This is a genomic window from Streptomyces sp. NBC_01283 (assembly GCF_041435335.1).
GTDB lineage: Bacteria > Actinomycetota > Actinomycetes > Streptomycetales > Streptomycetaceae > Streptomyces.
The window spans coordinates 667,647-682,134 of sequence record NZ_CP108430.1 but is presented as its reverse complement, the minus strand read 5'-3'; the positions used below and the strand labels follow the sequence as shown (position 1 = coordinate 682,134).

Below are 14,488 nucleotides of genomic sequence, written 5' to 3'. Positions count from 1 at the left end.
TTCATGGCCGTTGAGTGGGTTCGGCTCAAGCTCGACCTCGACGCGTTCGACGACACCCGGTTCGAGCCCCGCCTCCGAAGCTGCCGGCAGAGCGGCATCGAGTTCACGACCATGGCAGCCTTCGGCGACACGCCCGAACACCGGCGTGCGCTGTACGACTTGAACAAGACGTGCTCCGCGGACATCCCCGGACGGGGTGAGTTCTATACGTTCGAGGAGTACGTGGCCCAGCGCATCGAGACCCCCACCTATGATCCCCACGGCGTCGTCCTTGCCCTGGACGGCGGGTCGTGGATCGGCATGGCAACCACATCGATCCAGCCCGAAGGCCATGCCTTCAGCGAGATGACCGGGCTGCTGGCCGGCCACCGGGGCAAGGGGATCTCCCTGGCCATGAAACTGCTGGCCATCGGCTTCGCACGCTCACAGGGCATGCACTGGCTGCGGACCCTCCACCACCCCGACAACGCGGCGGCCATCGGCATGAACCGTCGACTCGGCTTCGTCGACGACGGGCCACGAGCCACGACCACTTGACGGTCTCGAACGTCACGCCCAGCCGACCTTGCCCAGCCGACCCCGCCCAGCCGACCTAGCCCCGCTCCGGCTCAGGGACGCGGAGGTCGGGGGAGGGCGTATGGCTCACCCCGTAGACGCGGGCGAACCGGTTGGCGGGGCCCGGTGATCCACTGAGGCGCTCAAGGAAGAACGCGCGCGCCATCGACTGCATCTGCTCGCCGTTCACATATACGACCCACCTGTTGGAGGCGGCGTTGAAGCGGGCCGCCTCCACCGCTGCCCGCAGGCCGGACGCGGGCCCCTGGTGCAGTTGCCCACGCAGATCCAGGAACCGCCTCACGGAGTCCAACTCCGAGCGGCGCAGGCCCACTTGCTGCAGTCCCGGAGCCGGTTCCCCTGCGGGTGGGGGAGTGGCCCGTACCTGCGCGTAGAGGAGTGCGTCCCACCCGTCGGCCGTCAACTGCACAGCCCACGGGGTCGGTTGGCCCGCCTTCGCGGAGAGCTCCGACTGTTCGTCGCGAGGTGCCACCCGAGCCAGTCCCAGTTTCACCAGGGGGCCCGTGGTGCGTTCATCGAGGCCGGGCCCTGCCGCGGCCCAGCCATCGATGGTGCGCTGCACGTCAGCCACCCGTTGCAGCAGCGCGAAATGTCCAGCCGAGCGCCGCATACCTGCCCCTCCCGCCGAACAGTGCGTTGCCGCGACGCTAGCGTGCATCCCGGCCCGAAGGGGCGTTGTTGGCAGGGTCTCCCTCCCAAAGCGGCGTGGGGTGCGGAACGGTCGAACGGGCGATCGGGCCGGGCTCGGTGGTGCGGCTCAGGGCTCCCGGCGTGCCGTCGCAGCCAGTGAGCCGAGGAGCGCGAGCGCCTCGCTGCTGGGGGAGCCGGCCTCCGCGTGGTAGACGACGAGTTCCTGGCCCGGCGCCGCGCGCACGTCGAACGTCTGCATGGTCAACGTCAGCGGCCCCACGTCGCGATGCTCGAAGTCCTTGCGCTCCAGGGTCTTGCCCCGGGCGTCGTGGCGGGCCCACAGGCCGGCGAACTCCGGGCTGCTCTCCAGGAGTTCGCCGAGCACCTGACGTACCCGCGGATCGTCCGGCGCCGCGCCGTGGCCGAGCCGGAAACCGGCCACGGAGTTGCGCGCGACGGCGTGCCAGTCGCGGTAGAAGGCGCGTGCGGCCGGGTCGGTGAACACGACATGCAGGAGGTTGCGCGAGTGCGCCCAGCCGTGGAAGAGCGCGTCGGCGATCGTGTTGGAGGCGAGGACGTCGTACGCGCGGTTGTAGACGACGGCCGGATTGTGCGGCCAGGCATCCATGAGGGAAAGCAGGCTCGGCTCGACCCGGTCCGCCACGCCGGCGGCCCTGGGGCGCGGGCCGATGCCGGCCAGCCGGAACAGGTGCAGCCGACCGTCCTCGTCCAGCCGCAGGGCGGTGGCCAGTACGTCGAGCACCTGCCCGGAGGGTGCCCGCTCCCGGCCCTGCTCCAGGCGAACGTAGTAGTCGGCGCTGACCCCCGCGAGGATGGCCACCTCCTCGCGCCGCAGCCCCGGCACCCGGCGGTATCCCGTGACGATGAGGTGCGCATCGGCAGGGGTGACCAGGGCGCGCCGTGCGGTGAGGTGGGCGCCGAGCTCTGTGCGTGCCATGCCCCCATGCTAGGTCGCGGTCCGCCGCGCTTCCTGGGTGCGCCGCACCCAGGAGAACGCCGCCTCTGCCACGGACGTTCCGGCCGGTCCAGTCTCAAGGACATGACCACACAGCACAGCGAAACCATTGCGCCGAGCGACCGCAAGGTCGTCCTCATCACCGGCGCCAGCAGCGGTATCGGCGCGGCCGTCGCCACCCGGCTCGTGACCGAGGGACACCTGGTGGTGGCCGGTGCACGCCGCACCGACCGCCTGCGGGAACTGGCGGACGGTACGGCCGATGCGGCAGCCCGCTCCGGTGGCGGCCTGCATCCGGTACGGGTGGACGTGACGGACCGTGCGGACGTAGCCGCCTTCGTCCGGACTGCCCACGACCGCCATGGCCGCGTCGACGTCCTCATCGGCAACGCGGGTGTCATGCCGCTGTCGAGGCTGGACTCCCTGCTCGTCGACGAGTGGGACCGGATGATCGACGTGAACGTCCGCGGCCTGCTCCACGGGATCGCCGCGGCCCTGCCCGTGTTCGCCGCGCAGGGCTCGGGACACTTCGTCACGGTCGCGAGCATCGGCGCCCACGAGGTCGTTCCCACCGGAGCCGTCTACTGCGGCACGAAGTACGCGGCCTGGGCGATCACCGAGGGTCTTCGCCAGGAGCTGGATCCCTCGATCCGGGTCACGACCATCTCGCCGGGTGTGGTCGACTCCGAGCTCGCCGACACCATCACCGAGGCCGGCGCCGCCGAGGCCATGCGCGCCTACCGGGCTCACGCCATCGGACCCGATGCCGTGGCGAGCGCTGTCTCCTACGCCCTCGCACAGCCCGCCGACGTCGACGTCAACGAGATCGTCGTACGGCCCGTCCGCCAGCGCTGAGCCCACCGGGCTCGGCTGCCCGCGTTGTCAGAGGCGCCGCGTACGGTCGTCGCATGGTTGATCACAGCTCCGTGCCTGCGGTGTGCCAATTCGCGACCTGGGAGCCCCTGTTGAGGCTCTTTCAAGACAGCGGGGCGCAGGAGCAGGCTGCCCCTGCCGTCCGCGTGTCGGGGCGGATCAGCCGGGAGAGCTGGAGTCTGCCCCTGCGGCGACGGCTGCAGGCGTCCGGCCGGGCCGCTCAAGGCGAGGACATGCGGGACGAGACGGAGGCGGCGGAGCGGGTGCAGCGCGCGCTGGCGGATGCCGGTGTCGACACTGTCTCGTTCACGGGGAAGATAGCGCCGGACGGGAAGGCCGTACTGCGCCTGCTCGGCCCCAGCCCCGCAGTGGAGCCCGGCAGCAGCCCGCCGGGAACGCTCCTCCTGGTCGAGGGCGCCGTTCCGCAGCCCTGGCGCCGGCCTCCCGACCCGGTGGCAGGAGCTCAAAGTGCTCTACCGGGTGGCACGGCCATGGCCGCAGGGGCTGGCCGCCGATGACGAGGCCTCGGAACGTGCGTGCGAGGCGGTCGGCTGTGAACTCTTCGCCCTGGACGACCTGCACGTGGCCGATGCGTCGTCCCGCCCGTGCCCCTGGGCGTTCGCCGCGAAGGAAGCGGCCGTCACCCCGCCCGACGCGGCTGTGCAGGGCTTGGTCGGCTCGCCGGGCTGGATCGCCTTCGGGGACAACGGCGGTGGCGACCGCCTGGCGGTCGATCTGACACCGGGACCACGCGGACACGCAGGACAGATCATTCTTCTCAGCCATGAGGAGCACGTCGGGGCGTCCCTGGTCGCCGACTCGCTCACCGACCTCGTGAGGGGCCAGGACAACAGGCAACATCACGACGGGGACGGAGACCGGCCGCCGGCCGTGGCGCACGTCAACATCCGAAGGCTGCCGAGCGTCGAGGCCGCCGCGCACCCCGGCTTGGAGGCCCTGTCCATCGGCCTCTGGGACGCCGAGCCGCTGAGCCTCGCCCCGGTCGCCGCACTGCCCCGCCTGCGAACGCTCGCCGCCTACCCCGGCACGCTCGCCGACCCGCTGGAGATCGGCGAGCTCACCGCGCTGGAGTTCCTGGAGATCGGCCCGGCCGAATGGCGCGTCCTGCTCGACGCGGGAGCCGTCCCGCGCAGCCTGTCGGCCGCCGCCATCAAGGTGCACGGCGACGAGGACCGCCCATCGTGGCCCTCGCCAACGAGATCCTGGATCTCTGGGCCCGGCCCCACATCATCCAGCACCGCCTCGAAGGCACCGTCGGCCCCAAGCCTTGGCGGGCGGGGGAGTACCGGCACACTGTGTCCGGGTCTGCCCAGACCTCGCACGATCGGCCGACGAGGCCAGAATTGCGTCCGTTTGAGATCAACGCAGGTGGCTACCCGATCGCTGCGGAAGCACAGCGCTGTGCGACGTAGGCGCCGGTTGGTTGGGACAGACAGCCACCGGCGCTGCCGCATGCGCGGAATCGCAAACTATGGCCACGGATGTGGGGAATCTGCGATGCTCGATTCATCAACGGTTCTGCCGGCCCGACAGAGGCGGCCCGAGTAGACGAGAGGCGGAGCGGGTGGCTTCCTCACCGGACTCTCTCAACACATCGGCACTGACCCCCCGTTGCGATCCGGAGCAGCAGGCCCCGAACGATGACTGCGCGGAAGAGGTCGCCGAGATCAAGGCGCTGCGCACCGAGGTCAACGACCTGCATCGCGCCATGGAGTCCCATCCGCCCATAGACCAGGCGCGGGGCATGCTGATGACCCTGGGGCCGTGCACCGCGGAGGAGGCGTGGGAGATCCTGGTCGAGGTGTCGCAGCACTCCAACACCAAACTGCGCGCGGTGGCGGACGAGCTGATAGCGACCACGGATGGCGAGCCGTTGCCCAGCCCGATCCGCACGGCTCTTGCCAAGGCACTGAGCAAGCGCCAGGCGGCTACGGGCTGACGCGGGCGTCACCGGACGGAGGAGAGCTGCTCAGGCCCTCCGGCGCCCTCAGGCCCTCAGCTCGGCCAGGTCGGTGGCATCCAGGTGCAGACCGGCCGCCGCGAGGTTTTCGGTGAGGTGGGCGGGGGAGCCGGTGCCGGGGATGGCCAGCATGTTCGGCGAGCTCGCGAGCAGCCAGGCGAGCGCGACCTGTGCGGTCGTCGCCTCATGCCGCTTGGCGACGCTCTCCAGGCGGCCGTGCTCGATCGGGTCGAAGCCGCCGCCGAGCGGAAAGAAGGGCACGTAGGCCATGCCCTGCTCCACACAGCGCGCGAGCACGGCGGCATCATCGGGACGATGCACGTGGTACTGGTTCTGCACCGCGACAACCGGCGCGATGACCCGTGCCTCGTCGAGCTGCGCCACGTCGACATTGCTGACCCCCAGGTGCCGGATCAGCCCCTCCTCCCGCAGCTGCGCCAGCGCCGCGAACCGGTCGGCCACGCTCTCGCCGCCGGGCTCGCGCATGCCGCCGACCCGCAGGTAGACGAGGTCGAAGCGGTCGAGACCCAGGGCGCGCAGATCCGCGGTCACCAACTCGCGCAGCTGCTCGGGTCCCGCCTGGCCGGTGGGCATGCCGTCCGCTCCGGGCAGCGGTCCCACCTTGGTGGCGATCACCAACTCCGCCGGGTAGGGCGCCAGCGCCTTGCGGATCAGGTCGTTGGCGCGTACGTCCCCCCGAGCGTAGAAGCCGGCCGTGTCGATGTGGTCCACGCCCGCCTCGACCGCCTGCCGCAGCACCGCGGTGCCGGTCTGCGGATCACGTGCCGGCCCGGTGAACGTGCCGGCCGGAAGCCGCATCGCGCCGAAGCCGAGCCGGTTGACGCGGAGGTCGTCGCCGAGTGTGAACTGGCCGCTCGCGGCGGCCGTGATCTGTGTGGTCATGTCCCCAGCCTCAGCCCTCAAGGACCGTTGACGGGCCGAATGGCAACCTGTTGCCACGATCCTGAGTGAGACTGGGAGGGTGACGACCGACCAGATGACCCTGACGGTGCACGGCGAGAGGGAGCTGGCCGCGCGGACCGCCCAGTTGTTCGGCGAGACGACGCGGGAGTTTTTCTGCGCCGCCAACGACCTGCACACCTGGTCGCGGCCCGAGGCCAGGGCGGCGCTCGCGCGCCGCCTGCGCCCGCGGATCGCTGACGGCACGGTGGTGCGAAAGCTCTACACACCCGCCGTACTGGCCGACGAGGAACAGCGTCTGCACCTGTTCGCCATCGAGGCGGCTGGCGGGCAGGTGCGGGTCCGCGCTGCGACGCTGCCCCACGAGACGATCATCATCGACCACAGGCTGTTGATCCTGGCCGGTCGCAGCGGTGCCCGCGGCCGTGAGTTCACCATCACCACCGCGCCGGCTCTCGTCGGGGGTGTACTCGCGCTGATGCGTGCCACCTGGGATGCCGGCACCCCTCTCGCGGATTACCTGCGGACCGAGACCGAGGGGCTGGACGCCGACTCGCTCGCCGTGTTGCGCGCGCTGGCGGCCGGACTCACCGACGTCGTGGGCGCGCGCCGCGTCGGCATGTCGGTGCGGACCTACCGCAGAAGGGTCGCCGAGTTGATGACGGCACTCGAAGCCGACTCACGCTTCCAGGCAGGCGTCAACGCAAGCCGACGGGGCCTCACCGGCAGCTGACGACGCCCAACACCCGGTAGATCGCGCGTCGTTGCGCCGCGCTCCCCAGGGTGTCAGCCTGCCCGCCCACGCCGTATACGGAGAGCTGAACCAGACGACGCAGGTCCGCAAGCCGCGTCCTACGTATCCCAGTAATTGAGCGGCGCAGAGCCCACGCTGTGCCCCCTGCGATCCAGCACCCGCCCCACGTGCTTGACCGTGCGCAGCACCACCGCGCGCTCCGTGATGCGCAGATCCAGGTGTGCGAGGCGGCTGTTGAGGAGGGACTCGGTGGTGTGGACCTCGGACAGGGCGGGCAGCCAGATGTCGAGCACCAGATTGTGCGCGCCCGCGGTGATGCTGCACATGCGCAAGCCGGGCAGGGTCCGCAGCGCGCTCACCGTCTCGTCGAGATGCTGGGCGGGCACCGAGCCGAAGTAGACGACCGAGACGGGGAAGCCGGTCAGCGGTCTGGCCAGCGCGCAGCGCAGCGAGAGCCGCCCGCTGCCGGTGAGGATGCGCAGTCGGCGCCGGACGGTCGCGGCGGAGGCGCCGACCGCCTCGGCAAGGTCCGTCAGGGGCATCCGGCCGTCCGCGCCGAGCGCGAGGGCGATCCGGCGGTCGAGGGGCCGCAGCGGTTCGTCGGGCACCGCGGGCCGCTCCACGGACAGGGCGCTCCGCTGCCGCCGGGTGAGGCTGCGCAGCCGCCAGGAGGCCCCCTCGAAGGGCGCCGCGGTGATGACATGGCTGCGCACGGCACGTACACCGGGCAGGTGCGAGACCCGGTCGCCGGAGAGCCGGGCGAGACCGTCGAGGTCGGCGGCGCCGACGATCGCGAGCAGATCACGCCCGCCCGAGGTCTGCTTCAGGCTCAAGACATGCGGGTCGCTGGCGAGTTGCCCGATGGTTTCCTCGCTCAGCCGTCCGCCCATGTCGATCTCGACCTGGGCGTAGACCCCCTCGTCGTGGCCCGGCGAGAGGTAGCCGTCGACCCAGGCCACGCCCGCACGCACCATGCGCTCCCAGCGGCGGGCGACCGTCACCGCGTCGACCTCCAGGACCTCGCCCATCCGCACCCAGGGGATCCGTGGCTGGATCTGGAGCGCATGCACGATGGCCAGGTCCAGTTCGTCCAGGGTGTGCGCTCGCTGCGTGTCCATGGGGTGTGCCGAATCCTGCGTCGAGGGCGTCATGGTGAAGGATTCCGGCGATTTTACACAGCCGTGATCCCTGATACCGAGGATCGTCGGCCATGAGCCACGCACAGTTCTCCTCCCTGCGCATCATCCGAGCCCGCCTCGTCGACGGCACCGGCGCGGCACCCGTCACGGACGCCGTGATCGACATCGACGAGGACGGCACCATCGTCCACGCGGGACCGGCCGCCGCGGCACCGGAGGCGCCCGCCAGGGCCCGCACCGTGGACGCGGCGGGACGCACGGTCCTGCCGGGCTTCATCGACACCCATGTCCACCTCGCCATCGAATCGCCCCGGCAGATGGTCCGGCGCCACGAGACCGACCCGACCCTGGAGACCTTCCGCACCGCCGAGCGGCTGCGCATCACCCTGGAGGCGGGCATCACCACCGCCCGTGACCTGGGCGGTCTGCCGGCCGGCTACCGGGACGCGGTCGCCGCGGGACTCACCACCGGCCCCCGGCTGCACACGGCGGTCCGCATCCTCAGCCACACCGGCGGCCACGCCGACTTCCGTTCGGATTGCGGCTTCGACCCCAGCGCCGGGGTGGGCGAGATCGCCGACACCCCGGACGAGGTACGGGTCGCGGTGCGCCGCCTGCTGCGCTCCGGCGCCGACGTGATCAAGGTCTGTGCGACCGGCGGCATGAGCAGCCCCTACGACCAGCCCGACGACGAGGGCCTGACCGTCGAGGAGATCCGCACGGTCGTCGACGAGGTGACCCGGCACGGCGGCCGCCCCGTGGCGGCCCACGCTCAGGGCACCGCGGGCATCGTGAACGCGATCCGCGGCGGCGTCAGCAGCGTCGAGCACGGCTACGGCCTCACCGCGCAGGCCCGCGAACTGGCGGGCGAGCACGGCACGTTCGTGGTGCCTACCCTGTCGACGGTGTTCGACGGAATCGACCGTTCGACCATGCAGCCCTTCCACTACGAGAAGAAGGTCCGCTGGTCCGGCATCACCCGGGAGAACATCGCGGCGGCCATCTCCGACGGCGTACGGATCGCGATGGGCACCGACGCGGCGATGGTCCCGCACGGCCGCAACCTGCGCGAGCTCTCCCACCTCGTTTCCCTGGGCATGACCCCGGAACGGGCCATCGAGGCGGGTACCCGCAGCGCCGCCGAACTCCTGGGCCTCTCCGCGGAGATCGGCACGCTCGAAGCGGGCAAACACGGCGACCTGGTGCTGTGCGACGGCGATCCGCTCGCGGACATCTCGGTGCTGTCCGACCCGGCCGGCATCGTGCTCGTCGCCCAGCGCGGCGCCGTACGCAAGGACACGCTCGGCCTGGCGCTGACCGCCCCCACGGCGAGCGGCACACCATCGCAGGGAGTCGCCGGATGAGCACCTCGGTCACCCCCGCGAAGACACCGGCCGGCGGGCCACCGCGGTCCGTCCTCGACAAGGTCATGAACGGCATCGAGCGCGCGGGCAACAGACTGCCGCACCCGGTGCTGCTCTTCCTCGGCCTCTTCCTGATCATCGGCACGGTCTCGACGGTCCTCGCGGCCATCGGCACCACCGTCACGGTGCCGGGCGAGGACAAGACGCTCGCGGTCAAGGGCCTGTTCAGCGGCGAGGGCGTGCGCTGGCTGCTCGAGAACTTCATCCCGAACTTCACCGGCTTCCCCTCGCTCGGCACCGTCCTGCTGATGATGGCCGCGGTCGGCGTCGCCGAGAAGACGGGCCTGCTCGAGACCGCCGTACGGGCCTCCATCGCGCGGGCGCCCAGGAGGCTGCTGCCCTACCTGGTCGCCTTCGTGTCCTGCCAGGCGCACCTGATGAGCGACGTGGCGATCCTGGTGATCCCGCCGCTGGCCGCACTCGCCTTCAAGAACGCGGGCCGCAACCCGATCGCGGGCCTCATCGGCGGCTTCGCCTGCGTCTGCGCGGGCTACGCGGCGGGCTTCTCCATCGGCGCGCTCGACGCCCTCTACACCGGCATCACCCAGCAGGCCGCCGCCGTCGTGCCGGGCGGCGAGAGTGCCCCCACGCACATCCTCATCAACTACTTCTTCACCGCAGCGGCCAGTTGCCTGCTCGCCCTGATCGGCGGGTTCCTCATCTCCCGCGTCCTGGAGCCCCGACTGCCCCAGCCCCAGCCGGAGCCGGACCCGGACGCCGATGCGGAGAGCGGCACCGAGGCCGAGCAGGCTTCGCAAGAGCCCACCGCCCCTCCCGCCATCACGGTCACCGTCACCGCCAGACAGCGCACCGGCCTGCTGCGCTCGGGCCTCGCCGTCCTGCTGTACGCGGCCGTCGTGGTCACGTGCTGGCTGCTGCCGGGCTCCCCGCTGCGCGGCGAGGGCGGTGCGCTGGTCCCTTCACCGGTCCTCAACGGCATCGTGCCGCTGCTGTTCGTCGCGTTCGTCCTCGCGGGCGTCGTCTACGGCCGCACCGTCGGCACCCTCAAACGCGCCGACGACGCGCCCCGCATGATGGCCGAGTCCATCACCGGAATGTCCGGCTACATCGTGCTCATCCTGGTGATCTCACAGGTCATCGGCGTCTTCGACTGGTCGAACGTCGGCACCCTGCTCGCGGTGAACGGCGCGAACCTCCTTGAGTCCGCAGGTCTGACCGGCTTCACGGGTCTGGTCCTGTTCGTGCTCCTGGTGTGCGTCCTGAACCTGTTCGTCACCTCGGGCTCGGCGCTGTGGTCCCTGGTCGCGCCGGTCTTCGTTCCGGCGTTCATGCTCATCGGCATGGAACCCGCCGTCACCCAGGCGGCGTTCCGGATCGGTGACTCCGCGACCCAGATGATCACGCCGCTCAACCCGTACGTCTTCCTGATGCTGACGATCCTGCGCCGCTACGAACCCGGGGCACAGCTCGGCACGGTCCTGGCCCGGCTCTCGGTGTTCGTGGTCCCGTTCCTGATCGCCTGGCTGGCCGTACTCGGCCTCTTCTACGGCCTGGGCCTGCCCTTGGGCCCGGGAGCGGACATCCAACGCTGAACCGCTGAAGCGCCGACGTCTCGCGGTGCGCACCGGTGCCGCGTCGATGCGGAATTGCGGTTGCCGGTCCCGGCGGTGTGCAGCAGGATGCGGGGATGCGATTCTCGGTCAACATCCCGAACTTCGGTGACTTCGCAGATCCCAGGACCGTGGCGAAGCTGGCCGTGGCGGCGGAACAGGCAGGGTGGGACGGGCTGTTCGTCTGGGATCACGTGCTGCATCGCAAGCATGCGGGAAGGCCCTTCGGGGACCCCTGGATGCTGCTGACCGCCGCCGCGCTCGCGACCTCCCGGATCAGGCTGGGCACGCTGGTCACCCCGGTCGCCCGGCGGCGCCCGCAGCAACTCGCCCGCCAGGTGGCGACCCTGGACGTCCTGAGCGGCGGCCGGGTCACCTTCGGCGCGGGCCTCGGCGGGCCCATCGAGGACGAATACGGGAGCTTCGGCGACACCACCGACCCCAAGGTACTGGCCGAGCGGCTGGACGAAGGCCTTGACCTGTTGCAGCGCTACTGGTCGGGCGAGCCGGTGAACCACGACGGACGGCACTACCAGGCACATGACGTGGCGCTGCGGCCGGCGACGGCGCAACAACCCCGGCCGCCGATCTGGGTCGCGGGCTTCTGGCCGAACCGCCCGCCCATGCGCCGGGCCGCCCGCTGGGACGGCGCGGTCCCGCTGTTCGCGGACGCCAAACACGGGCATGTGCCACCGATCGGTCAGGTCCACGACCTGGTGAGCTACGTGGAAAAGCAGCGCGAGGGCCGGTCCGGCACCCCCTTCGACATCGTCCTGGGAGGTGCGTCGCCGGGCCACGACGCCGCCAAGACGCGCGACCTGATCGGCCCGCTGGCCGACGCCGGAGTCACCTGGTGGGACGAGCGGCAGATCCAGACCAACGAAGGACTCGACCAACTCGAACCGGTCCTGCGCCGCGTCGAGCAGGGCCCGCCGGTGTTGTAGAGGGGGCGACGGCCAGGGTCGCCCGGCCATCCGCTCATCAACGCCCAGGGTGGAGCAGGGCAAGACCGGCCGCCGGGCCCTTGTTCTCCGCGAGCGGTCAGGTCAGGCGGCTGCCCGCAGCGTGGTGGCTCCCGGCCCGTCCAGCTCGCCCAACGCCTCGCTTCGACCGGAGATGGCCAGAAGCAGGGAGAGTGCGGTTCCGCGCACTTCCGGGCCGTCGCCGATCGACAGGTCGGCGTCCGTCGGGGTCAGTCGGACCCCGGCGATCTTCTCCTTGGCTCCGCCGAAGGACGCCGAAGTACGAGCCTGCAGGCGGAGCGATCTGACGACAGCCTCCGGTCGGTAGGAGTGAGTGAGCCCCAAAGGGCGGCGGATGTCCTCGCCGTGGACGACCTCCTCGACGAGCCGGGTGTCGAGGGGCGCGGGAGGAGCCGACGTCCGCGAGGCCACCTGACGCAGGCGCTCCAATGTCTCCTGCGGTGAGGCGCCGCGCTCGCGCTGCATCCCGCGTGCGTTCTGACGGTCGAAGTCGAAACGAGCCCGGACCATGGAGCCCACGAATCCGAGGCGCGTGGTGCGAGCGGTGTCGATCAGATGGGCGACCACGTCGTGCACGGTCCACCCCTCACACAGCGATGGGTGATCCCACTGCTTGTCATCGAGGTGCGCGAGATCCTCGATCAGCGCCGCACGCTCCGCATGGACCAGTGGCCAGACATCATTCTTCACGGCTGTTCCTTTGCTCGGACCCCAGTGTCTGTCAGGGGAGACTCACGGCACGGCAGGAACTCATCGCGGGGTGACGAATCATGCTCAGACCCTCCAGGGTGCCGGGCGAATCCCGCGACGGGGGCAGGTCTAGGCTCGAGCTCGGGGAGTGCGCTCAGCGACCGAGGGGGAAGCCTGATGAAGGTAGTGCTGGCCGGAGGCACCGGACAGGTCGGGGCCGTGCTGGAGCTGGCGCTGACCGCTGCCGGGCACGATGTCGTCGTTCTGACCAGGAACCCCGTGCGCGCCCGCCAAGTGGCTTGGGACGGACGGACAGTGGGCCCCTGGGCCGCGGAGATCGACGGCAGCGATGTCGTGATCAACCTGGCGGGGCGCAGCGTGAGCTGTCGCTACACCGAGGCGAATCTGCGGGACATGATGGACTCGCGGGTCGAGTCGGCCGAGGCCGTCGGCAAGGCCATCGCCGCCTCGGTGAAACCGCCGGAGCTGTGGCTCCAGATGAGCACAGCCACCATTTACGCGCACCGATTCGACGCACCTCACGACGAGGCGACCGGTGTCATCGGCGGCACGGAGACCGGGGTCCCTGACTATTGGGAGTACAGCGTCCGGATCGCCAAGAACTGGGAACGCGCCCAGCAGGAGGCCGCCACCCCGCATACCCGCAAGGTCGCCCTGCGTGCCGCGATGGTGATGAGCCCCGACCGGGGCGGTGTCTTCGACGTCCTGCTGCGGATGGTCCGGCTGGGCCTCGGCGGCCCGGTCGCGGGCGGAGCCCAGTACCTGTCCTGGATCCACGACCGGGACTTCGTGCGCGCGGTGGAGTTCCTCATCGCCCGCGACGACATCGCGGGCCCGGTGAACCTGGCCGCGCCCGGTCCGCTCCCGCACCGCGCGTTCGTGCGCGACCTGCGGGCCGCGGCAGGCGTCCGGGTGGGCCTGCCCGCCACCAAGTGGATGGCGGAGATCGGCGCCTTCGTGCTCCGCACCGACACCGAACTGCTCCTCAAGAGCCGCCGGGTCGTCCCGGGCCGGCTGCTCGAAGAGGGCTTCGTCTTCGAGCACGGGACCTGGCCGGACGCGGCGACCGACCTCGTACGGCGCGCACGGGACGGCCGCTGAGCAGCCACACCCAAGGGCTGGTCACATCTAAAGGCGGGTCACACACCGAAGAGCCTGGCCGCGCACCGGATCTGCGAGGTGGGCTGTCCACCGGTGGTTGGTGGACAGCGTCCGGATCCACCTCTGGTGCGGCCGATTCAGCTGGTGGCGTTCTCCGACTGGGGTGCGGCGGCAGTGTCAGCCGGGGCGGCTGCTGCCGTGTAGAAGACGGAGGAACCCTGCTTGGTGCGCTGGGCCCGGCCCTTGGCGACCAAGCCCTCCACCGTGGTGCGCACCACGGTGGTCTTGATGGTGCGGTCCGGTCGGTCCTGCGTGAGTGCGGTGGTGATCTCAGCGGCGGAGCGCGGCTCGCTCTGCTTGCTGAGGTGGCTGTCGATCAGCTCGACGAGCGTCGGTCCTGTCGTCGGCTCGGCGGACTTCTTCGCCGCGGCCTTGGGCGCAGCCTTGGCTGCCTTGTTCTTGGTCCCCTCCTTGGCTCCGTCCTTGGTCACGTCCTTGGCCTTGGCCTTGGTGGCCGTGGGCTTCTTCGTTCGGGCCGCGGCGGAATTGTTCGTACTTGCCCGGGGGGCGGGTACGGCCTTCTTGCCGGTTGACGCGCGGCTCGACGCCTTCTTGGCGGTGGCTGCCGGCGTACCGGGGGAGCCCAGCGCCTGCTGCATGCTCAGCAGCACCGCGTGGTCACTCTGCAGCGCGTGCAACTGCTCCTGCAGCGCTGTCATTTCCACTCCGAGGCGTTCCTGTTCCTTGCTGTTGGTCTCCAGGTCCGCGGCTACGCGGGCGGCGTATTCGGCCTGAACTCCGGCGGTTTCCGACTGTACGTCTGGCATGGCAGTGACCTTTTCGTGAGC

At 70.7% G+C, this 14,488-nt stretch carries 16 protein-coding genes; 10 read left to right on the top strand and 6 right to left on the bottom strand.

From position 1 onward, the window contains the following. Nucleotides 1-3: 3 nt before the first annotated feature. The gene (locus OG302_RS03090; RefSeq protein WP_371525233.1) at nucleotides 4-537 is read left to right on the top strand and encodes a GNAT family N-acetyltransferase; all 534 of its coding nucleotides are present in this window, start codon (nucleotides 4-6) and stop codon (nucleotides 535-537) included. Between the two features lie 55 nt (nucleotides 538-592). Here OG302_RS03090 and OG302_RS03085 read toward each other — a convergent pair whose 3' ends face one another. Continuing rightward, on the bottom strand, nucleotides 593-1,138 hold the full coding sequence (locus OG302_RS03085; RefSeq protein ID WP_371525232.1) for a DUF6417 family protein: 546 nt from the start codon (nucleotides 1,136-1,138) through the stop codon (nucleotides 593-595). Between the two features lie 195 nt (nucleotides 1,139-1,333). Next, nucleotides 1,334-2,164: a helix-turn-helix domain-containing protein gene (locus tag OG302_RS03080; RefSeq protein ID WP_371525231.1), complete on the bottom strand. Its 831-nt coding sequence runs from the start codon at nucleotides 2,162-2,164 to the stop codon at nucleotides 1,334-1,336. Nucleotides 2,165-2,266: 102 nt separating this feature from the next. Here OG302_RS03080 and OG302_RS03075 point away from each other — a divergent pair, with 102 nt between their 5' ends. From OG302_RS03075 to OG302_RS03060, 4 genes are all read left to right on the top strand, one after another. Further along, nucleotides 2,267-3,037 carry an SDR family oxidoreductase gene (locus OG302_RS03075; RefSeq protein ID WP_371525230.1) on the top strand — a complete coding sequence of 257 codons (771 nt, stop codon included), beginning with the start codon at nucleotides 2,267-2,269 and terminating at the stop codon, nucleotides 3,035-3,037. A 110-nt stretch (nucleotides 3,038-3,147) separates the two neighbouring features. Next, on the top strand, nucleotides 3,148-3,573 hold the full coding sequence (locus OG302_RS03070; protein WP_371525229.1) for a hypothetical protein: 426 nt from the start codon (nucleotides 3,148-3,150) through the stop codon (nucleotides 3,571-3,573). After that, entirely contained in the window at nucleotides 3,524-4,624 is a 1,101-nt protein-coding gene (locus OG302_RS03065) for an SMI1/KNR4 family protein (protein WP_371525228.1), read from the top strand. Before OG302_RS03070 ends, OG302_RS03065 begins: the two co-directional genes overlap by 50 nt. Nucleotides 4,625-4,640: 16 nt before the next feature. Continuing rightward, nucleotides 4,641-5,015: an ANTAR domain-containing protein gene (locus OG302_RS03060; RefSeq protein WP_371525227.1), complete on the top strand. Its 375-nt coding sequence runs from the start codon at nucleotides 4,641-4,643 to the stop codon at nucleotides 5,013-5,015. A gap of 48 nt (nucleotides 5,016-5,063) precedes the next feature. Here the strand turns inward: OG302_RS03060 and OG302_RS03055 are convergent, their stop codons facing one another. Next, entirely contained in the window at nucleotides 5,064-5,939 is an 876-nt protein-coding gene (locus OG302_RS03055) for an oxidoreductase (protein ID WP_371525226.1), read from the bottom strand. A gap of 79 nt (nucleotides 5,940-6,018) precedes the next feature. Here OG302_RS03055 and OG302_RS03050 point away from each other — a divergent pair, with 79 nt between their 5' ends. Next, nucleotides 6,019-6,690: a DNA-binding response regulator gene (locus tag OG302_RS03050; RefSeq protein ID WP_371525225.1), complete on the top strand. Its 672-nt coding sequence runs from the start codon at nucleotides 6,019-6,021 to the stop codon at nucleotides 6,688-6,690. Between the two features lie 119 nt (nucleotides 6,691-6,809). Here the strand turns inward: OG302_RS03050 and OG302_RS03045 are convergent, their stop codons facing one another. Continuing rightward, nucleotides 6,810-7,829, bottom strand: a complete 1,020-nt coding sequence (locus OG302_RS03045; RefSeq protein ID WP_371525224.1) for an Lrp/AsnC family transcriptional regulator — start codon at nucleotides 7,827-7,829, stop codon at nucleotides 6,810-6,812. 92 nt (nucleotides 7,830-7,921) lie between these two features. Here OG302_RS03045 and OG302_RS03040 point away from each other — a divergent pair, with 92 nt between their 5' ends. From OG302_RS03040 to OG302_RS03030, 3 genes are all read left to right on the top strand, one after another. Next, nucleotides 7,922-9,214 carry an amidohydrolase family protein gene (locus OG302_RS03040; protein WP_371525223.1) on the top strand — a complete coding sequence of 431 codons (1,293 nt, stop codon included), beginning with the start codon at nucleotides 7,922-7,924 and terminating at the stop codon, nucleotides 9,212-9,214. Continuing rightward, nucleotides 9,211-10,827, top strand: coding sequence for an AbgT family transporter (locus tag OG302_RS03035; RefSeq protein WP_371525222.1), 1,617 nt, complete (start codon nucleotides 9,211-9,213; stop codon nucleotides 10,825-10,827). The genes OG302_RS03040 and OG302_RS03035 overlap by 4 nt, the downstream gene beginning before the upstream one ends. 95 nt (nucleotides 10,828-10,922) lie before the next feature. Next, nucleotides 10,923-11,789, top strand: coding sequence for an LLM class flavin-dependent oxidoreductase (locus OG302_RS03030; RefSeq protein ID WP_371525221.1), 867 nt, complete (start codon nucleotides 10,923-10,925; stop codon nucleotides 11,787-11,789). A 102-nt stretch (nucleotides 11,790-11,891) separates the two neighbouring features. On the opposite strand, the gene OG302_RS03025 is transcribed toward OG302_RS03030, so the two are convergent. After that, nucleotides 11,892-12,518 (bottom strand): maleylpyruvate isomerase family mycothiol-dependent enzyme, encoded by a 627-nt coding sequence (locus OG302_RS03025; protein ID WP_371525220.1) that lies wholly within the window; start codon nucleotides 12,516-12,518, stop codon nucleotides 11,892-11,894. A gap of 177 nt (nucleotides 12,519-12,695) precedes the next feature. Between OG302_RS03025 and OG302_RS03020 the strand changes: the two genes are divergently transcribed. After that, the gene (locus tag OG302_RS03020; RefSeq protein ID WP_371525219.1) at nucleotides 12,696-13,640 is read left to right on the top strand and encodes an epimerase; all 945 of its coding nucleotides are present in this window, start codon (nucleotides 12,696-12,698) and stop codon (nucleotides 13,638-13,640) included. A 137-nt stretch (nucleotides 13,641-13,777) separates the two neighbouring features. On the opposite strand, the gene OG302_RS03015 is transcribed toward OG302_RS03020, so the two are convergent. Next, nucleotides 13,778-14,467 carry a hypothetical protein gene (locus OG302_RS03015; RefSeq protein ID WP_371525218.1) on the bottom strand — a complete coding sequence of 230 codons (690 nt, stop codon included), beginning with the start codon at nucleotides 14,465-14,467 and terminating at the stop codon, nucleotides 13,778-13,780. Between the last annotated feature and the right edge of the window lie 21 nt (nucleotides 14,468-14,488).